The 25,381-nt window shown below is 26.1% G+C and carries 19 protein-coding genes and 1 other annotated feature; of the genes, 1 reads left to right on the forward strand and 18 read right to left on the reverse strand.

Translation table 11 applies throughout. The annotated features are described in order from the left end of the window. Positions 1 to 571 precede the first annotated feature (571 nt). The 9 genes from CSBG_RS08800 to CSBG_RS08840 all read right to left on the reverse strand — a co-directional run bounded on the left by CSBG_RS08800 (position 572) and on the right by CSBG_RS08840 (position 11,312). Entirely contained in the window at positions 572 to 2,020 is a 1,449-nt protein-coding gene (locus CSBG_RS08800; RefSeq protein WP_008678817.1) for a DUF2828 family protein, read from the reverse strand. 277 nt (positions 2,021 to 2,297) lie between these two features. After that, positions 2,298 to 2,483: a hypothetical protein gene (locus CSBG_RS08805; protein ID WP_008678818.1), complete on the reverse strand. Its 186-nt coding sequence runs from the start codon at positions 2,481 to 2,483 to the stop codon at positions 2,298 to 2,300. Between the two features lie 138 nt (positions 2,484 to 2,621). Next, on the reverse strand, positions 2,622 to 3,230 hold the full coding sequence (locus CSBG_RS08810) for a GPR1/FUN34/YaaH family transporter (RefSeq protein WP_008678819.1): 609 nt from the start codon (positions 3,228 to 3,230) through the stop codon (positions 2,622 to 2,624). An 87-nt stretch (positions 3,231 to 3,317) separates the two neighbouring features. After that, complete coding sequence (locus CSBG_RS08815; RefSeq protein ID WP_008678820.1) at positions 3,318 to 4,442, reverse strand: DHHW family protein; 1,125 nt, start codon at positions 4,440 to 4,442, stop codon at positions 3,318 to 3,320. A 12-nt stretch (positions 4,443 to 4,454) separates the two neighbouring features. Next, the gene (locus CSBG_RS08820) at positions 4,455 to 5,825 is read right to left on the reverse strand and encodes an MBOAT family O-acyltransferase (protein WP_008678821.1); all 1,371 of its coding nucleotides are present in this window, start codon (positions 5,823 to 5,825) and stop codon (positions 4,455 to 4,457) included. 61 nt (positions 5,826 to 5,886) lie between these two features. Then, a complete protein-coding gene (locus CSBG_RS08825; RefSeq protein ID WP_008678822.1) occupies positions 5,887 to 6,357 on the reverse strand; it encodes a DUF4358 domain-containing protein in 471 nt (156 codons plus the stop codon). 96 nt (positions 6,358 to 6,453) lie between these two features. Further along, positions 6,454 to 8,361: a ribosomal protection-like ABC-F family protein gene (abc-f, locus tag CSBG_RS08830; RefSeq protein WP_008678823.1), complete on the reverse strand. Its 1,908-nt coding sequence runs from the start codon at positions 8,359 to 8,361 to the stop codon at positions 6,454 to 6,456. Between the two features lie 92 nt (positions 8,362 to 8,453). Then, entirely contained in the window at positions 8,454 to 8,954 is a 501-nt protein-coding gene (locus tag CSBG_RS08835; RefSeq protein WP_008678824.1) for a QueT transporter family protein, read from the reverse strand. Positions 8,955 to 9,236: 282 nt separating this feature from the next. Next, complete coding sequence (locus tag CSBG_RS08840; protein ID WP_008678825.1) at positions 9,237 to 11,312, reverse strand: hypothetical protein; 2,076 nt, start codon at positions 11,310 to 11,312, stop codon at positions 9,237 to 9,239. Between the two features lie 165 nt (positions 11,313 to 11,477). On the opposite strand from CSBG_RS08840, the gene CSBG_RS08845 reads away from it, so the two are divergent. Beyond that, positions 11,478 to 12,458 carry an alpha/beta hydrolase gene (locus tag CSBG_RS08845; RefSeq protein WP_008678826.1) on the forward strand — a complete coding sequence of 327 codons (981 nt, stop codon included), beginning with the start codon at positions 11,478 to 11,480 and terminating at the stop codon, positions 12,456 to 12,458. Positions 12,459 to 12,541: 83 nt separating this feature from the next. Here the strand turns inward: CSBG_RS08845 and pyrE are convergent, their stop codons facing one another. The 9 genes from pyrE to CSBG_RS08890 all read right to left on the reverse strand — a co-directional run bounded on the left by pyrE (position 12,542) and on the right by CSBG_RS08890 (position 25,305). Then, positions 12,542 to 13,225, reverse strand: a complete 684-nt coding sequence (gene pyrE, locus CSBG_RS08850; RefSeq protein WP_008678828.1) for an orotate phosphoribosyltransferase — start codon at positions 13,223 to 13,225, stop codon at positions 12,542 to 12,544. Between the two features lie 185 nt (positions 13,226 to 13,410). Further along, positions 13,411 to 13,845 carry a hypothetical protein gene (locus CSBG_RS08855; RefSeq protein WP_008678830.1) on the reverse strand — a complete coding sequence of 145 codons (435 nt, stop codon included), beginning with the start codon at positions 13,843 to 13,845 and terminating at the stop codon, positions 13,411 to 13,413. A gap of 335 nt (positions 13,846 to 14,180) precedes the next feature. After that, the gene (locus CSBG_RS08860; RefSeq protein ID WP_035285240.1) at positions 14,181 to 15,656 is read right to left on the reverse strand and encodes a glutamate synthase subunit beta; all 1,476 of its coding nucleotides are present in this window, start codon (positions 15,654 to 15,656) and stop codon (positions 14,181 to 14,183) included. Next, complete coding sequence (gene gltB, locus CSBG_RS08865) at positions 15,656 to 20,200, reverse strand: glutamate synthase large subunit (RefSeq protein ID WP_035285243.1); 4,545 nt, start codon at positions 20,198 to 20,200, stop codon at positions 15,656 to 15,658. The genes CSBG_RS08860 and gltB overlap by 1 nt, the downstream gene beginning before the upstream one ends. Positions 20,201 to 20,318: 118 nt before the next feature. Beyond that, positions 20,319 to 20,870 carry an ANTAR domain-containing protein gene (locus tag CSBG_RS08870; protein ID WP_008678831.1) on the reverse strand — a complete coding sequence of 184 codons (552 nt, stop codon included), beginning with the start codon at positions 20,868 to 20,870 and terminating at the stop codon, positions 20,319 to 20,321. Positions 20,871 to 20,895: 25 nt separating this feature from the next. Further along, positions 20,896 to 22,227, reverse strand: a complete 1,332-nt coding sequence (gene glnA, locus CSBG_RS08875) for a type I glutamate--ammonia ligase (protein ID WP_008678833.1) — start codon at positions 22,225 to 22,227, stop codon at positions 20,896 to 20,898. Between the two features lie 206 nt (positions 22,228 to 22,433). After that, positions 22,434 to 23,600 carry an aminotransferase class I/II-fold pyridoxal phosphate-dependent enzyme gene (locus CSBG_RS08880; RefSeq protein ID WP_008678835.1) on the reverse strand — a complete coding sequence of 389 codons (1,167 nt, stop codon included), beginning with the start codon at positions 23,598 to 23,600 and terminating at the stop codon, positions 22,434 to 22,436. Further along, positions 23,597 to 24,079, reverse strand: coding sequence for an Lrp/AsnC family transcriptional regulator (locus tag CSBG_RS08885; RefSeq protein ID WP_008678837.1), 483 nt, complete (start codon positions 24,077 to 24,079; stop codon positions 23,597 to 23,599). Before CSBG_RS08885 ends, CSBG_RS08880 begins: the two co-directional genes overlap by 4 nt. 42 nt (positions 24,080 to 24,121) lie before the next feature. Beyond that, positions 24,122 to 24,377: a binding site (T-box leader), on the reverse strand. Between the two features lie 82 nt (positions 24,378 to 24,459). Further along, the gene (locus CSBG_RS08890; protein ID WP_008678839.1) at positions 24,460 to 25,305 is read right to left on the reverse strand and encodes a TerC/Alx family metal homeostasis membrane protein; all 846 of its coding nucleotides are present in this window, start codon (positions 25,303 to 25,305) and stop codon (positions 24,460 to 24,462) included. Positions 25,306 to 25,381 lie beyond the last annotated feature (76 nt).

Consider the following 25,381-nt stretch of genomic DNA (forward strand, 5'->3'; position numbering starts at 1 on the left):
GAGTGAAGTTTTTTCTTATCTTTATTCGATAATTCTATACTTAAAAGTCTTTTTACGTCGTTAGTATAACAAAAATCTTTGTATTTATATGTTTTCGTTCGTCCTGTAGACATTTTTTCACCTCCAAAATCTCTCTAAAGCCTTGATTTTATTATATCACAGAGATTTTAAACTTACAATAATACGAAATATAATAAATGTATATTTAGCGAAATAATTTTTAGGTTTTTTTATATTATTTTATTGTATTTTCGAATGTTTTTAACCTCAATCATTCTATTTTTATTTATATTAAGTATGTTTATTTTAAAATATTTCTTTAATTTTAAATGTGACAAATTTCATAATTAATTTTGTCTTTATATAAGTTATTTATAGATTTAATAGATTTTTAAATTTAATTTTGCTATACATAAAATTTGTATAATTATATTCACAATTTTATTCACTGCATGTTATTAAATATGATTTTGATAAATCTTTATTATTTTAATTTACGGATAACAATATTAAACATATTAAACATTATGTAAACTTATATTATATAAACAATGCATATGCATTGTTTAATTTAGATAATTAAATCTTTATATTCAATATTATTAAATTTGTCTATAATAATATTCGAATGACTCATTTCTTTACATTCAAGCAAATACTTCCACATCGAATTATTATACCCTTTAATAATTGTTACACCATCTTTATATTTTATTGAAAACTTTGGAGATAAATCATTTAGATCCCAAAACTTAATTTTAGGAACTTCAAATCCTGAATTTATCCATTTTTCATTTATATCCTTAAAATCAATAAAATTAATATTTTCATCTTTATTATATATAAACATTATAGATTTAGGAATTGCTTCAGGCTTTAAATTCTTTTTAATACTAGTAAATAATAATAAATCTAAGGCTGAGTTTAAATCAATATTATAATTTATATTATTTTTAGATATTATTTCGATATCTTCTATATAATTGCCTCCTGTTAATTTATTAAATTTAGAATTCTTTTTAAAAGACATATAATAGTTTTTAAAGCTGTTCGAATTCAATTTGTTGTATAAAAGGATTGTTGCAATTAATACATCAAAGTATCTATTTTGATCTTTTGTAAACTCCCCTTCAATTCCATTAATTATTAAAGTATCTTCAAATGAGTTTATATCCTTTATAGTTATATCTATTAAATATTCTAAATTTTTGCTATACATATCTTCTATACTGTTTCTATTATAATTATTCAAATTATTTCTAATAGTTGAAATCATCTTCTCAAGGGATTCGAATATAAAAGCATTTTTATTATTTTGTAATTTAAATTTTTCGTAACTAACTTTATCATTTCTTAAAAATGCCTTTTGATATTTTTTTATATTTAATTTTGTAAGATTATTATAATTTATTTTAGAATAATCTCTCCTACTTATATTTGTTTCAACTATATTTATCTTTTTTCTTAAACTAGATAATAATCGTCTATATTCCTTAGGGGAATATCCAAGTAACCTTCTTGTTTTATTAGCAAGCCTTTTTGATTCTTTAGAAGAAGCATTTTCTGATTTTAGCCATTTAGCCAATGTAGATGGATTATTAGAATTAACATCTATTTGTAATTGATTTTTAAATAAGTCTATAACATTATCTTCAAGCTTTGTATCAAATAGAGAATATAAATCATCCCATCTACCATACTTAGGAATTAAAGCTAAGTTATTTTCTATATAATTTGGATGCTCATTTCCTAAGTATTTTAAAATAACTCTAAATACTCTCCTTTCTCCTAATCCATTTATCTTATCTCTAACAAAGAATAATAATTTAATGCTATACTTAGTTCCAGAGTAAAAAATCCTTCTAAAACTTTCTATAATTTCTTCTTCAGAAGCATTTCTAAAATATTCTATATTATCTATAAATTCTTCTATTACATTTATGCTAACTTCTTCTTCATCTATATCTATTTCCGAGACTTTATACAATTCTTCTCTTATCCTACTTAAAACACTAGACATTTTTCCCTCCTAAAAATTAATACAAGACACGTTTATATAATAATTATATCATACATTGTGAATGCATAATATTAATTTGCTGTTAGTGTCTTTTCAAGATACATAAATTATTATGCTGTTAGTATCTTTTTCATTACTATAATATTGTAAACATTTTAAATTTAGAACAAGTTTACAATAAATTATAGACATATATAAGTTTGCTTTTTTATTTTACTTAATGAAAGATAAAATTTATACTTTCAGACAAATAAAAAAAGTGCTACTACAGCACCTTTTATGACTCGATAATTTTATTTATTAAATTATTTACAATCAACTCTGATTTAGAACTTCCCTTTTTATTGAAGCATCTTACTTGCTTATAATTAGTCCCATTTAAATTTAGATCTACTATATCTATTTTCTCTCCTTCGTATACAACTGGATCCTTTTTTCCTTTTAAAAATATAGATACTTTCATAAATTTTCTCCTTATGTCAAATATATATTAACTATTTTATACAAAGTATAATCGTAACTAAATTTCATTAAAATAAAAAAATATAGTGTTAATTTGTTTAATACAATAACACTATATTTATAATATCACATTTATTATTTATTTAAAAATGTTAAATGGTTTGCCTATCGGTAAAAATACTTTACCAAAATGTTTATTTAAAACAGCTGCACCACTTCCATAAAATGAAAAGATTGCAATTCCAAGTTCTGAATATGCAGCTAAGCTATGAGCAAAATGTGGTACTATTCCAAAGGAATTTAACATAAGTCCTATAAATAAGAAGTCTATTAAAACAAAAATTATAAATAATACTTTATTAGTTTCCATTGCTCCAATAGTCATAAATAATGTAAATATTAAGTATGCTAAAAAGGCAAATCCTAATTGTTTTGTATCAGCTGCAGAAGCAAGCTTTTCTCCCAATACTCCATTTTGTATAAGCCATGTCATTCCCATTGCATACCAGAAGAATGCATATGCTCCAAAAGCTGTAGCTCCAAAAGTATTATTGTGTTTAAAATCATTTATACACGCTAATAATTGAGCTGTAGCTCCTAAGAATATAGCCCAAGGTAATACTAAAGATACCCCGTCTGTAAGTCCTAATTTTTGTGATGATGCAACTAATGTTATTACAGCTAGTCCAAATAATCCTATTGCTGAAGGATCAGCAACTAAAATTTTTACTTCTTTTGTTCCTTCCATAATTTCCTCCTATGTACTATATAAATCAACCTTTAAAAGAGTATCAAATATTTATAGTATTGTCAATAAAGTTATTTTGCTTAATAACTAATATTTGATTTTAGATATATTTACATCATCAGCAAGGTTTATAAAATTATACATTATTAATACATCATCGAAGTTATTACTTTTAAAGAACTCATTGAAGCTACCAATAAACCCCCTCAAATCAACTACATATACTTCTTTATAATTATTAACTAGATATTGAATAAATGAATTTCCAAATGAATCTTTTAAAACCAAGATTTTATTATTATTAGAAATATCGTTATTTTGTATTATAGTTAATCCATTATTTCCTCTTAAAAAAGCTGAATATTTATCGCTACTACTCCACTTTGAGTTATCATTTATATTATCAACAGGTATTCCATCTATAGATACACTTAAATTGGGTACATCATAATAAGTTATTAAATCACTTTCTGCATTAAAATTTTTACTTTTTGAAAAATAAGTTCCATAGAAATTATTAACTTCATGCTTATTAAGGTTATTAATATCTACTAAACTTAAATTATTATTTTTAACAAATTCACTATATGCTAAATATGATCCAAATGATGTCCAGTGATGATCTGTTTTATAATAGATATACTTATCCTTATTTTCCTTAAACATATCTATTAATGATATTGTTTTTATATTATTATAATTATTTAAATAATTATATATATCATTTATATAAAATTCTTGATCAACTAAATTAATTCCGTAAGGCAAATAATCTTTATATATAGTATATGAACTTGGAATAATCATAAAATTTACTTTATTATTAGGTATTTTTTTTATAAAGCCTAAAACAGAATCAATATTTTTAGCTAAATTTTCTTCATCTACTTTTTCATACTTTTCAAATAAAAAATTATCTTTTCCATAAATAATATTATTATTTTCTATCTTCCCCAATAAATACTCACTTCTAGACTTTAAATCTATCCATGTATCTCTAAATACAAATTGATCATTAATGTATCTTTCATAATCCTTAGAAAATCGTCCTTTAAGGAAATCATCGAAATAAAATACAGGTCTTTGAGCTAAAGATCTATTTTCAAAGTTAGAAAAATTTTTATCTTTATTGGATATATCTATTATAGTAATGAATAAAATTATCGTTAAGACCAATATACTAATTGGATATTTTATTATTTTTTTAATCATACTCTCCTCCTATTAAAATCTAAAATATAAGAAAGGGTTGTAACTACTATCTACTAAATATGCTATAGATAGCATAAAGAGCAAGACTATAATAATCGATTTAATTACCTTAATCATCTTATTATATATTTTTAACACTAATGGAGTTGAAGAAATAATACATAATATAATAACTATAAAGTAGTTTCTAATATAATAAATCCAATCACTTTTAAAGTCCCAAGTGAACATCTTATTTATATAAATACCCAAAGTCGAAATATCAGTTATTGCAAATATACACCATCCTATTATTAAAAAGAATATAGTATATAAATGCGAGAAAATAACATGTCTTTTTAGAGTTTCTCCCAAGAATATTTTTTCTATATAAATTAATGTAAAGAAATATAATCCCCATAAAATAAATGTATATTCAGCACCATGCCAAAATCCAGTTAGAAACCAAACTATCAATAAATTTAAAAATACTCTTATTTTGTTTACTTTATTTCCTCCTAAAGGAATATATACGTATTCTTTAAACCAGGAACCTAAAGTTATATGCCACCTTCTCCAAAACTCAGTTATGCTCCTAGATATGTATGGAAAATTAAAATTTATTGGAAAGTTAAATCCTATCATTTTCCCAAGTCCTATAGACATTGATGAATATCCACTAAAATCAAAATATATTTGAAATGAAAAAGCTATTATACCAAGCCAAGCTAAAGGAGTTGATATATTGATTAAATCTTTACTAGATATTTCAGACCAAAGCATTCCTATATTATTAGCTATTAGCACTTTTTTAGATAAACCTATTATAAATTCCTCTAATCCTAACTCAAAATTACTCATATTTATAGAGCGATTTTTTATTTCTTTATTTATATCACTATATTTTACTATAGGTCCAGCTATCAGTTGTGGAAATAAAGATACAAAAGCCCCAAAATCAATTATATTTTTTTCTGCTTCAACTTTTCCTTTGTATACATCAATAGTGTAAGATAAAGTTTGGAATGTATAAAAACTTATTCCAAGTGGCAAGGTTAAACTAATCTTATCTATTGAAGACTTAAATAATAAGTTTATATTTTCTATAAAAAAATTAGCATATTTAAAATAAATTAAAATTCCCATATTAAATATTATAGAAACTAATAATAAAACTTTACATTTAGCTTTATTTTTGAAATTTCTTTGAATCAGTATAGATACTATATAATCAATAATAATTGATGAAATCATTATTGGAAAATACTTCGGTTCGCCAAATGAATAAAAAAACAAACTGAAAATAAGTATGCAAAGATTTTTATATTTATATGGAGTTATATAATATACTGCTATAAATACAGGTAAAAATCTAAATATAAAAATAAGGCTGCTAAAAACCATAATAAATCCTTTCTAAAAAAGCTAGATAAGGATATTTTCCTATCTAGCTTTAATTAAAATCTTATTCAAAACATTCATTTACAGCTTCTTCTGCTGCTTTAATATCTGCATTTATTAATAATATAACATAATTACCTTTTTCAGTAAGTATAGCTTTTTCTATTTTTTCCTTTTGATCTGGTAAATATGCATTATTTTTCTCAGTATCTAACATACCTTGTAAAGTTGCTTTAACAGATTCAACTTTACCTTCCTTAGCCTCCACAACAGCCGCTACATCAGCAGAGTTCATTATCATTGCTTTAGTAATAGCATAGTCTTCAACATCATCTAAGTTTAGTTTAGCTATATCAGTAGCCATTTGTTCATCGAATTCTTGAGGCATTTGCATAGGCGCCTTTTCTTCAACCTTTGCCACTACATCTTTAGCAGTTAATCCTTCCTTTAATTCTACATTAGCACTTTTACTACCGCATCCAACTAAAGCAAAAGATACTAATAGAACACTAAAACTTTTAATAAGTTTCTTCATAATAATTTATCTCCTTTTCACATTATATTTGTGAGTTGCGTTACACAAAGATTATACTATAATTATTCAAAATGAGAAAGTCATTATTTCAAAATTTTATCTGCTTTTGTATTCTTCAATCTTATTAGCAATATCTTCTAGGTATTCTAATCGCTCATATTTAAATAATAGTTCCTCTTCTAAAGTTTCTTTTTCTTTCATAAGCTCATTTAAAGCTCCATAATTTGAAGCGTTTTTTGCCATTTTATTTTCTATAACAGTAAGTTCATGCTCTAAAGATTCTATAACAGAATAAATTTCTTCAAATTCCTTTTGTTCCTTAAAAGTAAATTTAGGTTTAGAAGAAGTATTTCTATTCTCTTTTTGATTAGTTTTCTTTTCTTTTACTTCATTTTTAGATTTCTCAGGTTTTATTTCATATTCCTTATGTATTAAGTAATCGCTATAATTACCTACATATTGTTTTACTAAGCCATCACCTTCATATGAAAAAATTTTATTACATAATCTATCTAAGAAATACCTATCATGGGATACTATAATTACTACTCCTATGAACTCATCTAAGAAGTCTTCTAGTATCTTAAGGGTTTCAATATCCAAATCATTTGTAGGCTCATCTAGTATAAGTACATTTGGAGATTCCATTAGTACTCTTAGTAAATGTAACCTTCTTCTTTCTCCACCTGACAGCTTTTCAATTGGAGTATATTGCATTGTACCATCAAAAAGGAATCTTTCAGCTAATTGTGATGCTGTTATATTATATCCATCTTCTGTTGGTATGTTTTCTCCACCTTCTTTTATATAATCTATAGCTCTTTGATTTAAATCCATATGAGTATTATCTTGAGAAAAGGTTCCTATGCTTACTGTATCTCCAATTTCTATATCTCCATTATCAGGACTTATAGCCCCTGTAATCATATTTACTAAAGTTGTTTTTCCTGCTCCATTCTTTCCTATTACACCTATTCTATCATTTTTAGAAAAAATGTAATCAAAATCTTTAACTAGCACTTTATTATCAAAGGATTTTGAAATGTTATTTATCTCTATAATCTTTTTACCTAGTCTTCTACCCACAAAAGGCATTTCTATATCAGTATTTACTGTTATATAATCAGTACTTACTAACTCATCAAATCTTTGAAGCCTTGCTTTTTGCTTAGTAGTTCTAGCCTTAGCACCTCTTCTTACCCATTTTAACTCTTTTAATATAAGCTTTTGTCTCTTTTCTTCTTTAGATGCTTCTACTTGTAGTCTTTCAGCTTTTTTCTCAAGGAAATCACTGTAATTTCCTTCGTATAAATAAAGATTTCCTCTATCTAGTTCTATTATCTTATTTGTTACCCTATCTAAGAAGTATCTATCATGAGTAATCATAATTAAGGCGCCTTTTCTTGAGTTTAAGTACTCTTCTAACCATTCTATTGACTCTGAATCAAGATGGTTTGTAGGCTCATCTAGAACTAATAATTCACATGGAGTTATTAATGAAGAAGCTAAGAAAACTCTTTTCTTTTGACCTCCTGATAGCTCTGACATTTTTTTGTTAAAATCACTTATTCCAAGCTTAGTCAAAATAGTTTTAGCATCACTTTCTAAATCCCATAAATTCATAGTATCTATTTTACTTTGAAGTGCTATTAACTTATCATTAAGGGATATATCATTATTAACTTTTTCTAGTAATTCTTCATACTCCATTAAAAGCTTCATTTCAGGAGTATCCCCTTTAAATATTTGTTCTAATATAGTAGAATTATCATCATATTTTGTATCTTGTGCTAAGTATTCTATTCTTATATTCTTTCCTTTTACTACTTTACCATCAAAGAATTCATCTCTTCCAGTTAAAATCTTAAGTAAAGTTGACTTCCCTGCTCCATTTAAACCTATTAAACCAATTTTATCTCCGTCATTTATGTTTAATGTTACGTTGTTTAATAAGACTTTTTCGCTATAAGTCTTAGTTATATTTTCTAATGTAATTAAATTCATATATATCTCCTTAAACTATTTATCTATTTTTATATAACTATTGTAAATAAAAAAATAAGCTTAGACAACTATAAAGTATCTAAGCTTACTTTTTATTGTAGAGCTATTCTGCCCTTATATTTATTTTCTATAAATTTGAATACCGGAACACCTATCACTGTAACAACTACAAACTCACCAATTCCAACTTGCAACATAGTTAATATTAGTGGTGCTCCAATAACATAATTTAGCATCCATCCAATTATCACACCATTAAAAATAGTTGGCCATATTGAACTTATTATTAAACTTACGGTTTTTGACTTTATATATTTAGCTGTAAGTGATATTGCAGACACACTTAAGAATGTTGCTAAAGTTCCAAATACTATATCCATTGGACCTAATCCACCAAGTATATTAGCTAATAGACATCCTACAGTTAACCCAACTATGTAAAAAGGATCTACAAATGCTAATAACACTAATACTTCTGATAACCTAAATTGTACTGGACCATAGCTTATAGGTGCTAATACCATTGTTAGTGCTGCGTAAATTGCTGCAACTAATGCTGCTTTGACTAATTTTCTTGTTAAATTTTCTTTCAATGCAATCTCCTCCAAAATATTATTTATAACTTAAAAAAATAAAAAAAAGTGCCTACTAAAACAGACACCTCAAAATATAAAAATACGAAATAAAACTACAAATTATAGTAGATGAAAAAATAAAATAGAGAGCTCACATAAATGAACCCTCTACGAATAAAATCACACTTAATATAAATTGCAATTAATAACCGTAGTTTTGTTTATAGACAGGAGGCTTCCGAACTGTCTTATTTAATTTTCTATAATATTATATTGTATAAATTTTATAAAGTCAATATCTTATTTTGTTTTCAAAGTTTGCAAAAATTCCTCTAATTTGCATAATTCTTTTGATTTGTTTATCCACCAATCTCGACTCCAGACTCTATATAATTTAATATTTTTATCCTTTAGTACTTTATTTAAATAGATGTCTTTTAATTTATATGATGAATTAATATTTATAGTTTCAGAGTCTATTTCTAATGCTGCAATTGTATTTAGATTATTATCCTTTATTAATAATTCGATATTAAAATTATCTATGCATACATTTTTTTCACTTATATAACCTAATCCTTCTAAATATTTCTGTATTTCATTTATAATTATATTTTCACTTGAATTATCATAAGTTATTGATTTATCTATATTCAGTATATCTATATTCTCATATCTTTTAAGATTCAGAGGAGTATCTACTTTATCCTTACACAATATTATAATACTCTTACTTAAGTCTTTTAGAGTTTCTAGCGTTTTATCATCCAGATTAGTAATCTTCCCTAAATAGATAACTTTATCAAATTTTATATTATTATCATTTATATTCTTTAATTGTAAATTATCTAGCTTGGAAATTATACATGGAAATAAAGCTTTAGTTATTTCTTTATCAGAAAAATCAACTTTATCAATATTATTTTTCCCTATTTTAAGTTTTTCCCTTAACTTATTATCCCATATATAATTTATCGATTCAGATATTAAACTATTTCTTATCCTTATATCTTCATTTAACTCATTCAATAGTTTACCAAAGTCCTTATACTTATCTATAGTATCAGAAAATCTAATTTCATCTTCTTCAATTTCTAAATATAGTTTTAATTTAGGAATACTTATAATAATATCCTCCATATACTTTTTATCCTCGATATTATTATAGGCATAGTTTAATATTTCAATTTCAATTTCACTTAGATGCTTTAATAAATTTAATACATCTCTCATTTCATAAGATATATAAAATATCTTTCTATATTTTAATAAATCATCTTTTAAATCTTTGCCTCTAATAAGAGCAGCCAAGAAGCTTTTGTATTCTTCATCATTTAATACATTCTTTAGAAAGTTTAATTTATCAATATATGAATTTATATTTCTTAAATTATCTTCATATTCTTTTGTGATATCATCTTCTATACTAGAGTACTTATTTAAATTATTTTCATACTTTGCATTATCTTTTCTCTTTGTAAATATACTTAATAATCTATTTTTCTTTTGATGAGTTAATAAATTATAATTATATTTTAAGTTAACTAAATTAACTAAGCTCTTCAAATCTTCATTTGGCATTTTTTGATTTATAGATAAAGTTTCTATAAAATCCTCTGTATATTGAGAATAGTTTAATGGTACCTTAAAATTTGTATCTTTATTTAACTCATCAATTTTATAAATTGCTAAATTTAACATTTCATAATTAACAGGTTCTTTAAGAATTTTAAATTTATTATTATCAATAAATCTTCTATATTTTATATATTTCTTTATTAAATCAGATTTAATAATTTCATTGACACAATTATCAACTTCAAAGTAACTGTATTTCTCAAAAGGCTTTCTTATTCTATATATACTATAATATTCATATAAAGAATCGTACTTATTTAATTTTCTTTGAGTTACTTTATATTTTTCTATTAAAGATAATGATTTATTATTACTTAATGTGAAGAACTTAATTAAATCTATTAATTGAGTAGTCTTTTTATCAATACTCCTAGATAACACTTCGACTTTGCTTATAATAGTTTTCCCAGTAGCTTCTGGCAAACTTAATAATCGTTCTTTTAAATTACTTTCAAAATCTATTGAACCTTTTAAGTAAATAGCTCTTTTATCTAAGTTCTTTATAACCGATGTATCTATAACCTTATTAATATAATCATCACATAATATTAATACTTGATTTTCATTAAATAAGAGCTTGTATAAGATACATTCAAATATATTTATTAAATATTCTTCGCTACAATTATTAATTATTAAATCTTTATTATCCTTCAAATATCTTATAATACTTTCAATTATATAATCAAAGCTTAATGTACTTAAAACCTCTTCTTCTTTAACTAATTTACTTACCATTTATAAAATTCGCTGCTAGTATTAAGCAACTCCCTCCTGTTTAAATTTAAGTTAATAATACTAATACAATATATTCATAAAAATAATAATTTATAATCAAATTTAAATTATTATTTTCATTTATTGTCTATAATACTAATAGCTTAAAAATAAGGAGTTGATCTTTTGAAGAAAATATCTAAATTCATAGTATTATTTGTAGTATCATTTATTATAACATCTTTACTTATTGCATTTTACTTCAAAGGCGCAATTTTAATAACATTTGATATTGTTAAAGATTTAAAAGATTCTAATAAAAGTGTAGCAACATTAAGTGAATTAACAAATTATTATTGCTCTACCTCAATGGATGTAAGTAGATTAAGATATAAAGAAAGTTTATCTGATGATGTATTTTTAGATATATATAAATCAAATATAACTGATAAACCTTCACCAGTTGTAATATATGTTCATGGGGGGAGTTGGATATACGGTGATAATGGTATTCCAATAGGATTAGATCCTATAGTAAATGCATTCAACAAAAGAGGTTTTAATATAATAAGTGTATCTTATGAATTGTTAAAAGAAGATACTCCTATTTCAAACCCAGTAAGTGATGTGAAAGATGCTATAAGATGGGTATATAAAAATAAAGATGAATATAATTTTGATACAAATAATATTGGACTTCTCGGAATATCATCTGGAGCTCATTTATCTTTATTATCTGCTTATTCAAGTGAAGATGAATTCATTGGAGATAAAAAATTAGCTAATTATCCATCAAAAGTTAATTATGTAATTGATATATTTGGTCCTACTGAATTATCTACATTAGATTTTTCTGTAGCTGATGACGAATTTAAAGATGAAATAGAAAAGTTAAAGGGAAAATCATTTTTAGGTGATATATATAGCCCCATTAATTATGTTGATGACTCTTCTCCAAGCACTTTAATAATACATAGTAAAAACGATGAGTTAGTTCCATATAAAAATTCTGTTGATTTATATAATAAGCTAAAAGAAGAAGATGTTAATTCAAAATTACTTAGCCTAAATTCTGGGGGGCATAATTTTTATGGCTTTGATAATAAAGAAATAGCAGCTTTAATTTTTGAAGTTTTTAAATTCCTTATAAAAAATACCTCATTATAAAAGGCTAGCATAATACGCTAGCCTTTCTTACTTATATTATTTATTAAAAAACTTACATAATTTATAAATCTTTTAATATCTTATTAACTATTATAAGTAACTCCATATTTATTATAATAATCTTCGATTGCATTTTTCATATTATCGTCTATATATATCTTACCATCCAATTCTCTATTATATAAATAATTTACAACTTCTTTCATTGTAACTATAGGATATGTAGTTATTCCAAAAACTTCTTTAATTTCTTCTTGCGCAGATTTATCTGATTTTCCTTTTTCCATTCTATCTACAGATATAATAAGTCCCTTTATATCTACTTTTCCTTGAGCTTTTAAAATAGGGGTAGTCTCATATATAGATGTACCTGCAGTCATAACATCTTCAACTATAACGACTCTTTTTCCATCATTTAAAGAACCTCCTAGTAGTATTCCACCCTCGCCGTGATCTTTAACTTCTTTTCTATTTGAGCAATATTCAACATTTATATTATATAATTCACTTAATGAAATTGATGTAGTTACTGTAAGTGGGATTCCCTTATATGCTGGTCCAAATAAAACATCAAAATCGTCTCCAAAATGTTTATGTATAGCTTTAGCATAAAATTCACCTAATTTTTTTAATTGTTCTCCAGTAGTATAATTTCCTGTGTTAATAAAGAAAGGTGTCTTTCTTCCACTTTTAGTTACAAAATCTCCAAATTTTAATACATTGCTTTCAACCATAAATTCAATAAACTCTTCTTTATATTTTTCCATACTAAACATTCCTTCCAATACAGATATTAAACATTTAATTTTTAAAATTATACGTTTGTATAATTTTATCATTTTTTTATACAAAATTCTAATATTTTTTTATGAAAATGGATATATGGGCAGTTATTAAAAATAAGAAAAGCACTAAATATAAATTTAATGCTTTTCCTCTTTGTGAATATCAATTATTTTACGCCTTTGGCTTCTTTATTTAATTCATATAATCTTTGTCTTTCTGGTAGCGTAAGATCAGTAGATCCTTCTCTTTTTTCAATAAGTTTTTGTAACTCTTGAAATTTTGCATCACCTAATTTTATTTTTATTACTTCTGCTTTCATATTTTTTAATTCATTTCTTTCTGAAGCAGTTAACATATCTCCATTATTTACTTTTTCTCTTAATTGGTTCAACTTTTCCTTTTGTGATGCATTAAGATATCCTTCGTTTTCTGGAGTCCAAAAGCTATCAAACTTTTCTTTACCTAAATCAACTATAGCGTTACTAAATACCCTATATGCATTTGATTTATTCTTTACATCATCAGCTTGTACGTATAATGAATTTGAAAAATTCATTATAGAAGCTGTTAAGATAAAAAATGCAGCAAATTTTTTAATCATCTTTTGTACCTCCTTTAAATATATCCACAGTATTAGTATGTGAATAATTTTAAATTTTAAATGAAGAAATTTTTTCTATAATAAGTCTATTTCCTTTTTGGCAAAAATTTTTATTTACATATTTTTCTGTTTTTTTTACATTATATATATTTTATAATTTTCTTTAATTATTCTTTATTCCTGTCTAATTTGAAAATTATTTTTTCTCAATCCCACTGGTATACATAAATTGAATGAAGATTCTCTAAATTTTTTAAAAAATATTTAATAGCTTTTATTTGAATTTCTGTTTTAATTAATGAATTTATCATATAAACGTCTTCTACTTATAATATTTATTCTTGTAAATCTAAATATCTATTAACAGCAATGGCAGCTTCTAGACCTTCTTTTATTGCCCAAACAACTAAAGATTGACCTCTTCTAGCATCACCACAAGTAAACACCTTATCCTTATTAGTTTTAAATTCTTTATAATCTGCTTTAATATTTCCTCTATTATCTAAATCTAGATTAAAGCTATTGCTTATATACTCTTCTGTTCCTAAAAAACCCATTGCAAGTAATACAATATCTACATCAATTAATTCTTCACTATTAGGTATTTCTTTGAAAGTAGTTCTTCCATCTCTATCTTCTATCCATTCAACTTTTATGGTGATAGCGGATTTTACACTATCTTTTTCGTCTCCTATGAACTCTTTAATGCTAGTGCAATATCTTCTAGGATCATATCCAAAAAGCTCTATACATTCTTTTTGACCATAATCAACTTTAAGTGTTTTACTCCATTCTGGCCATGGATTATCAATAAGCCTTTCCTTTGGAAGAGGGTTTGTTATTTCTAATTGTATTACAGATTTACATCCTTGTCTTATAGCAGTAGCTACACAATCTGTTCCTGTATCACCACCACCAATTATTAAAACATTTTTATTTTTACAAGAAATAAAATTATCACTATTTTTTTTATTTAATAAACTTCTAGTATTTTCTTTTAAATAATCAACAGCAAATTCTATACCTTTCAATTTTCTTCCTGGTACATTTAAGTCTCTAGGCTTTGTAGCGCCTGTTGCTAAAACAATAGCATCGTAATCTTTCAATACATTTTCTTTTAATTGATTATCTTTACATATATCTGTATTAGTTAAAAAATTAATCCCTTCATTTTTCAAGATATCAACTCTTCTATTTACAACTTCTTTGTCTAGCTTCATATTAGGTATACCATACATTAATAATCCACCACTTCTATCTTCTCTTTCATATACATCTACAAAGTATCCTAATTTATTTAAAAGGTAACTACATGCAAGTCCTGAAGGCCCTGATCCAATTACAGCAACTTTTTTATTATTTTTATATTTAGGAGGATCTGCTTTTATCTTTCCATCTTTAAATGCTTTATCAATTATATATCTTTCATTTTCCTTTATACTTACAGCAGGTGAATTTATAGAAACTGTACAAGCTGATTCACATGGAGCTGGGCATACTCTTCCTGTAAACTCAGGAAATGGATTTGTTTTTAATAACCTTTGTAATGCTAAATCCCAGTTTTCTTTATATATTAAATCATTAAATTCTGGTATTAAATTATTTAAAGGACATCCTGATGCCATTCCATTTATAAGAAGTCCTGATTGACAAAAAGGTATTCCACAATCCATACATCTAGCACCTTGCTTTATTTGCTCACTTTCTGGAAGTAAGTTATGGAATTCTTTATAATGAGTTATTCTTTCATTTATAGAATCATTAATACCCACTTTTCTTTCAAACTCTAAAAATCCAGTTGGCTTTCCCATTATATTGCACTCCTTTCGTAAAAAGCTGCTAATAAAGCATCTTCATGATTTAATCCTTCTGCTTTCTTTTTATCTATTAAGGTAATAATCTTTTTGTACTCATTTGGAACTACTTTTAAGAACTTTTTACTTTCAATACTCCAATTTAATAATAATTGCTTGCCCAGATTAGAATCAGTAGCTTCAACATGTTCTTCTATTAAAGATTTTACTTTATCTATATCTGAATCATCTAATTTTTCTATTTCAACCATTTCTCTGTTAAAATTGATATTAAAGTTGTCGTTTTTATTATATATATAAGCAATTCCACCACTCATTCCAGCTGCAAAGTTAATTCCACATTCACCAAGTAAAACAACAGTTCCACCAGTCATATATTCGCAACAATGAGCTCCAACACCTTCTACAACTGCTATAGCCCCTGAATTTCTAACACAAAACCGTTCTCCTGCAACTCCATTTATAAATGCCTTTCCAGATGTAGCTCCATATAAAGCAACATTCCCTATAATTACATTTTCTTCAGGCTTTATATGACAATCCTTAGGATTCCTTACAATTATCTTTCCACCAGATAATCCTTTACCTAAATAATCATTACAATCTCCATTAACTTCAATTGTTATTCCTTTAGGTAAAAATGCACCTATGCTTTGTCCCCCTGATCCAGTACAGTTTAGTGTAATAGAATCATCATTTAAAGTATTATATCCATATTTTCTTGTAATTTCTGATCCAAGTAATGTTCCAAGCGTTCTATCTGTATTCATTATATCTATATAAAGTTTTAAAGTATTTTCTCCATTAAAATACTTTTCTACCATAGGAATTAATAAACTTCTATCTAAAGTCTTAGATAACTCAACTTTATTATTTTTGTTGAATTTATTTTTTAAAGTTAGAAATCTTTTATCTTGAACAAATATTGAAGATAAATTTACTTTACTTCTTTTATATCCTTTAACATTTTCTTTTTGCTTTAATCTATCAAATCTTCCGATCATTTCTTCAACTGTTCTAAAACCTAATTTAGCCATGTATTCTCTTAATTCTTCTGCAATAAAATACATAAAATTAATTACATATTCAGGTTTACCTTTAAATCTATTTCTAAGTTCTTTATTTTGAGTAGCAATTCCTACAGGACAACTATCTAAATTACAAACTCTCATCATAACACAGCCTAATGAAATTAATGGAGCAGTAGCAAAACCAAATTCTTCAGCACCTAATAATGCAGCTATAGCTACATCTCTTCCAGTCATAAGCTTGCCATCAGTTTCTAACCTAACTCTATCTCTTAATCCATTTAAAATTAATGTTTGATGAGTTTCTGCAAGTCCTAACTCCCATGGTAATCCTGCATTTTGAATTGAAGTCTTAGGTGAAGCACCAGTTCCTCCATCATGACCAGAAATTAATATTACATTTGCGCCAGCTTTTGCAACTCCTGTTGCTACTGTACCAACGCCAGCCTCAGCAACAAGTTTTACTGATATATCTGCTTTGTCATTAGCTTGCTTTAAATCATATATAAGTTGAGCTAAATCTTCAATTGAATATATATCATGATGTGGCGGAGGTGATATAAGACCAACACCTGTAGTAGCTCCTCTAGTTTTAGCTATCCAAGGATATACTTTATTACCTGGTAGTTGTCCACCTTCACCTGGTTTTGCTCCTTGAGCCATCTTTATTTGTAATTCATTTGCATTAACTAAATACTCTGAAGTAACCCCAAATCTACCTGATGCAATTTGCTTTATTGAAGATTTTCTTGAATCACCATTTGCATCTTGTGTAAATCTATCACTATCTTCTCCGCCTTCACCAGTGTTAGACTTTCCACCTATCCTATTCATTGCTATAGCTAAAGCTTCATGAGCTTCCTTTGAAATAGATCCATATGACATAGCTCCCGTTTTAAATCTTTTAACAATTGATTCTACAGTCTCTACTTCGTCTATTGATATAGGATTACTTAAAAATTTAAAATCCATTAAATTTCTTAATGTAAAAAAACTTTCATTATTATTTACAAGACTTGAATATTCTTTAAATATTTCATAGTTACCTGTCCTTGTAGATTGTTGTAATTTATGAATAGTAAGTGGATTATACAAGTGCTCTTCTTTTCCAGAACGTAATTTATCTCTTCCTTTTGAATCTAAAATATATTCAAAGTTTACATTACTTTTCCTAAATGCATTTTGATGCCTAATTAGAACTTCCTCTTGAATTTCTTTTAGTGATATTCCTCCAATTCTACTAACTGTATTAGTAAAGTACTTGTTTACAACTTCATTGTTTATTCCCACAGCCTCAAAGATTTGTGCTCCTCTATATGATTGAATAGTTGAAATGCCCATTTTAGATATAATCTTAACTAATCCCTTCAATACAGCTTTATTATATTTTTTTACTGATATCTCATGATCTTCTTTTAATAAATTATCATATCTTAATTGTCTTATAGATTCATAAGCTAAATAAGGGTTTATTGCAGAAGCTCCAAATGATATAAGAGTTGCGAAATGATGTACTTCTCTAGGTTCAGCACTTTCAATTATAATGTCTATTTTGCTTCTTAAGCCTTTCTTAATAAGATAATTATGAACTGAGGAAAGAGCTAGTAATGAAGGGATTGGTATTAGCTTATTATTTAATCCTGTATCACTTAAAACTAACATATTATAATCTTCATAACAAGCTTTTTCTACTGATAGAGATAAATTATATAAAGCTTTTTCTAAATCATACTTTCCATTTTCTTTACCGTATAAAATGCTGATTGTCTTAGCTTTAAAATCTTCAATTCTTAAATACTTTATTTTTAATAAATCTTCATTTGATAAAATTGGAGATGGTAATTTGATTTGTTTACAGTTATCTTTTGAATCTTCAAGTATATTTCCTTGTGATCCTATATAAACTGTAGTAGAAGTAATAACTTCTTCTCTTATAGCATCTAGTGGTGGGTTTGTAACTTGAGCAAATAACTGTTTAAAATAGTTAAATAATAATTGCGGTGAGTTTGATAAAACTGCAAGTGGTGTATCTACTCCCATTGAGCTTATTGGCTCTTCTCCATTTTCACTCATAGGTAAAATAGTGTTTTTTAAGTCGTCATAGCTATAATCAAAAGCTTTCATTAAAGTATGTCTTTCTGATTTTGAAATTTCTATAGAAGTATTTTCTTCATTGAACTTGATTTTATCTAGGGTAATTATATTATTTTCTATCCACTTTGAATAAGGTAATCTTGAATAGTACATTTCTTTAACTTCAGAATCATTTAATAGTTTTTTATTCTTTGTATCTACTAAAAGTATCTTTCCTGGTGTTAATCTTCCTTTGGAAACTATTTCTTCATTTTTTATATCAAGGGCTCCAACCTCTGAAGATAGTACTAAACTATTATTTTTAGTTATGTAATATCTTGCAGGTCTTAATCCATTTCTATCTAAAGTTGCGCCCATTACATATCCATCAGTAAATACTATGGTTGCTGGTCCATCCCATGGTTCCATTAAAGTTGCATTATATTCAAAAAATGCTCTTTCCTCTTTTGAAATAACTTGATTTTTATCCCATGGCTCTGGAATTAACATCATTATTGCTTCTTCAATACTTCTTCCATTCATAATTAGAAATTCTAAAGTGTTATCTAAAATAGCTGAATCTGATCCTTCTGTATTTATAATAGGCAGTACTTTACTTAAATTTTCTCCAAATATTTTTGATTTTAAATTTCCTTCCCTAGCAATTAAGTTATTGATATTTCCTCTAAGGGTATTAATTTCACCGTTATGAATTATATATCTATTAGGATGAGCTCTTTTCCAACTAGGAACAGTATTTGTACTATATCTTGAATGTACCATTACAATTGAAGATTCAACTTTTGCATTAGATAAATCTTTATAAAAGTTTTTAAGTTGTCCAGCTAAAAGTAATCCCTTATAAACAATTGTTTTACATGAAAGAGATGAAATATAAGCATTTTCAGTTACTAATTCTTTTTCAAATCTTCTTCTTAATATATATAATCTTCTTTCAAATTCTTTAACATCATTTATATGTGAAGGTCTCTCAATTATAACTTGTTTAAAAGATGGCATTGATAAAATTGCAAAATCACCAAGTTCAGCTGGATTTACGGGAACTTCTCTCCATGTTAATATTTTAAGATCTTCTTCATTACAAAGTTTTTCAAATATATTTATACAATTTATCTTATCAAATTCATTAACTGGTAAAAAGAACATTCCAATTGCATATTCCTCTTCATCTGGTAGTATAACTCCAAGTTTCTGGACTTCCTCTTTGAAAAATCTGTGGGGAATTTGAAATAATATTCCTGATCCATCTCCAGTTTTACCATCAGCTCCGGTTCCGCCCCTATGTTCTAAGTTAATTAAAATATTTAAAGCATCCTCTACTGCCTTATGAGTCTTTTTACCATCAATATTTACAACTGCACCTATTCCACATGCATCATGCTCAAAAGAGCTTCTATATAATCCTATTTCACTATGCATTTATGTCCTCCTTTCACATTTTCATAATAAAATATAATTTTATGGAGCTGACTTATGGCAGCTCCTATCTTAATAAAGAGGTGGTTAAAGTTTGCTTAACAAAATCCTAAGTCTTTGTTTATTCTCCTAATAAAATTTTATTTGAAAAATCAATCATTTTTAGTCCGAGATTCATGCTATTTTTTTGAATATATCTAAAGGCTTCATTTTCATTCATACCTTTTTGTTGCATAAGTATACCTTTTGCTTTTTCTATAACTTTTCTTTCATTTATTTTTGTTTCTAACACAGTTACTTTTTCTTTTAGCTTCTTAACTTTTCGTTCACTTTGATAAATCATATCTAATGAAGTTAATAATATTGAATTATTTATAGGGCTAGATATACAAAATATATCAGTTTCTTCCTGAACAAAAGATTTATACGGTTCATTTACTACTGCAAGAAAACTACATACTTCACCGACATTATTATATATATCTATTAATGTCATATCTTTAAATTTATAACCGCTAATAACTATAGATGGTGAAAGTTGCCTTATAGCACGTATTAGCTCATTTCCGTAAGTACATAATGCTAAAACATTATAACCCCTTTCAATTAAAATAGTTTTTATCTTTTGTCCTATTTCTTCATTATTTAATGCAACTATTACATCTATTGCCATTTACATTGCTCCCTTACAAGTAAATTTAATATTGTTTTAAATAGTTATCTAGCTCCCATTTATGAACTTTACTTCTATAATCGTCCCATTCATTTTTTTTAGCTTTTATATAATTATTAAATGTATGATTTCCTAAAGTTTCTTTTACTAATTCACTTTCTTCCATATATTTAATTGCTTCTTCTAAACTACCTGGTAAACTATCAATCCCATCTAAATCCCTTTCTTCTAAAGTCATTTTAAATATATTTTTCTCTACTCTTTCAGGTGGAACTAAATTATTTTTTATCCCATCAAGTCCAGCTGATAAAAGACATGCTAACACTAAGTAAGGATTTGCACTTGGATCAGGACATCTAAGTTCTATTCTAGTACCATTTCCTCTTGCAGCAGGAACCCTTATTAAAGGACTTCTATTTTTAGCTGACCATGCTATATATACTGGAGCCTCATACCCTGGAACTAATCTTTTATATGAATTTACTAATGGATTAGTTATTGCGGATATTCCTTTAATATTTTTTATTAATCCTGCGATAAAATTATATGCTATTTTACTTAATCCTAATTCATCATTTTCATCAACAAAAGCATTTTTCCCATCTTTATTTAATGACATATTAACATGCATTCCTGATCCATTTATTCCAAAGAACGGTTTTGGCATAAATGTAGCATGTACACCATGTCTTTGAGCAATTGTTTTAACTACCAATTTAAATGTCATAATATTATCGGCAGTTGTTAAAGCATTCTCATATTTAAAATCTATTTCATTTTGACCAGCTGCAACTTCATGATGGGATGCTTCTATTTCAAATCCCATATTTTCTAAAACTAAACTAATATCTCTTCTGACATTTTCACCAGCATCTAAAGGACTCAAATCAAAGTATCCAGCATTATCTTGAGTTTTTAATTTAGGATTACCATATTCATCAATGTCTAGTAAGAAAAACTCGCATTCTGGTCCAACATTCATTGAATATCCTAAATTAGCTGCTTCTTTTAGAACTTTCTTTAATATATTTCTTGGATCTCCTTCAAATGGTGTTCCATCAGGTCTATAAACATCGCATATTAATCTTGCAACCTTACCTTGTTGTGGTCTCCATGGGAAAATTACAAAACTATCTAAGTTTGGTCTTAAATACATATCTGATTCTTCTATTCTAACAAATCCTAATATAGAAGAGCCATCAAACATAATTTCATTATTTAAAGCTTTATCTAATTGCCTATCGGTAATTGCAACATTTTTTAAAAATCCAAATATATCAGTAAATTGCAATCTTATAAATTTAACCCCATTTTCTTCTACTAATTTTTTAATATCTGCTTTTGAATATTTTGGCATAAAGTATTCCCCCTCAAAATCTTTATAAAAAAAGCGCACAATAGAAAGACTTCTATTGAACGCCATTGCTCAAAGTTATTTTTTACCATTATATTATGATTTTTTTATTTTTGCAACTATTTTTTAAAAAATTATCTGAATTTTTTCATTTTTTATAATAATACCTCAATATATATATAACTTCTTTAACGTTATGGTAAAATATATTAAGAAATTTTTGTAATAAATCTTTTTATTCTTTTAACTGCCTCTATTAAATCTTCAGTTGAAGAGGCATAACATGCTCTTATAAAACCTTCCCCACATTCTCCAAAGGCATTACCTGGTACAGCAAGAACCTTTTCTTCCATCAATAACTTTTCACAAAATTCATCTGAACTCATTCCCGTTGACTTAATACAAGGGAATACATATAAAGCACCAAGTGGTTCAAAACATTCTAGTCCCATTTCTCTAAATCCTTCTACAAGAATTCTTCTTCTTCTATTATACTCTCTAGCCATTTCTCTTACACTATCATCACCATTTTTTAAAGCTTCAATTGCTGCATATTGTGCAGTTGTTGGAGAACACATTATTGCATATTGATGTATCTTTTTTAAAGCCTCAATTAATACTTTATGTCCACAAACATATCCTAATCTCCATCCTGTCATTGCATATGCTTTTGAAAATCCATTTATAACTAAAGTTTTATCTTTTACTTCACTAAAACTAGCAATTGAATAATGCTCTTTATCATAAGATAATTCAGCATAAATTTCATCAGATAGAATTATTATATCTTTATCCTTTAAAACATCAACGATTTCTTTTAACTCTTCTTTTGTCATAATTGCGCCAGTTGGATTGTTGGGAAATGGAATTATTACAACTTTTGTTTTAGGAGTTATGGCTTCTTTTAAAAGCTTAGCAGTAAGCTTGAATTCATCTTCTGCTCTTAAGTTTATTATTTTAGGAGTAGCTCCACAAAATGTTGCACATCCTTTATAGGCAACAAAGCTAGGTTCTGGTATTATAACTTCATCTCCTGGCCCTACAAGAGCTCTTAAGGCTAAATCTATTCCTTCACTTCCACCAACAGTTACTAATATTTCATCACTTGGATTATAACTTAAATTAAATCTTCTATTCAAATATTTTGATATTTCTTCTCTTAATTCAACAAATCCAGCATTAGATGAGTAATGAGTTTGTCCTTTTTCTAATGAATAAATACCTGCTTCTATAACATTCCAAGGAGTAACAAAATCAGGTTCTCCAACACCTAGGGATATAACATCATCCATTTCATTAATTAAATCGAAATATTTTCTTATACCTGATGGTGGCATATTCCTAACATTATCTAATATCATATCTTCTAAAATCATATAAAAATAGCCTCCCTATCTTCTGTTTTTCTTTCTTTAAATATTGTTCCGTGATCTTTATATTTCTTTAATACAAAGTGAGTTGCAGTACCTGTTACATATTCTTGAACAGCAAGTTTTTCTGAAACAAATAAAGCAACTTCCTTCATTGTTTTACCTTCTACAATTACAGTCAAATCAAAGCCACCTGAAGACATTAAGTAACAAGCTTTAACTTGTTTAAATTTATATATTCTTTCTGCAACTTTATCAAATCCAGCACCTCTTTGTGGAGTAATTTTTACTTCTATTAAAGCTGTTACTGTTTCTTTACCTGTATTTTCCCAATTAATAAGAGTTGTGTACCCTGCAATTATGTTTTTTTCTTCATAATCCATTATAGCTTCTCTAACTTCTTCAACCGTTTTCCCAGTCATTAAAGCAATTTCTTCATCACTATACCTACTATTTTTTTCTAATACCTCTAAAATTTCATCCATTTTAACTACCTCCATATAAAAAAATAAATCCTTCATCCCAAAACAAGGGACGAAGGATATAGCTTCCGCGGTACCACCCTAATAAGTAAAATTTAATTTACTCACTCAACTTGAATACATAAAATATTCAATTCTCTATAACGTGAGAACAACGTCAATACCTAATTAAGAATTTATATTCTTATTTTTCAATACGAGATTCAAAGGCTGCTTCACTTAACATATCATACTAAATTTCACCATTCTTTAGCTCTCTTTAATGCTTAGTCAAATTACTCTTCCTTATCACTATCTTTCTTATATGCGTTTTTTATTATTATAATAATAAAATTAAAAAAATTCAATAGATTTTAGCATTAAAAAGCAATTATTTTTATTAATTATCTAATTCTTAAATTTTCATTTTCATTATCATTAGAAAATATAAGTGAAAATAGGACACTACATAATAAGATTATTAGTATTATTAAAATTGATATTGACACTGATATCTCTATATTAAAGTATAATACTAGCAATTTTATACCCGTAAACATTAATATAAGTGCTACTCCATATCTCATAAATTTAAACATACTATTTAATCTATTAAGTATGTAATACATACTTCTCAAGCATATTATAGCAAAAATATTGGATGTATACACTATAAGTGGATCTTGAGTTATTGAAAAGATAGCTGGTATCGAATCTAGTGCAAATAATACATCTGAACTTTCTATAATTATCAAAATTATAAATAAAGGAGTTGCATAAAGTTTTCTATTTATTCTTGTGAAAAAATTATGACCTACTAATTTATCATGTACAGGCATTATTTTCTTGAATATTCTTATAAATGGATTTTTATTAAAATCTATATTATTGTCGTCATGAAACATCATTTTAAGACCGCTAAACATTAGAATTATTCCAAATATATATACTATAAAATGAAACTTATTTATAATTCCTATACCCAGTAATATGAAAATAAGCCTTAATATCATAGCGCCAATTATTCCATACTTTAATACTCTTTCTTGGTATTCTAATGATATATTAAAGCTTGAAAATACCATTAAAAATAGAAATAAATTATCTAAGCTAAGAGACATTTCTATTATATAGCCACCTAAAAATTCCATAGCTGGTTTACTTCCCATTGAAAAATATATGTATATATTAAATAAGATAGCCAGACCTATCCAAAATATTAAATTGAAAAAAGATTTTTTTACCCTCATATAATCTCCACTTTCTAAATCATTATTCTTGGTATTATATGAAAATAAATTTAAATTTATTTCAATAAAGTAAAAA

It is taken from the genome of Clostridium sp. 7_2_43FAA, from assembly GCF_000158375.2.
GTDB classification, from domain to species: Bacteria; Bacillota; Clostridia; order Clostridiales; family Clostridiaceae; genus Clostridium; species Clostridium tertium.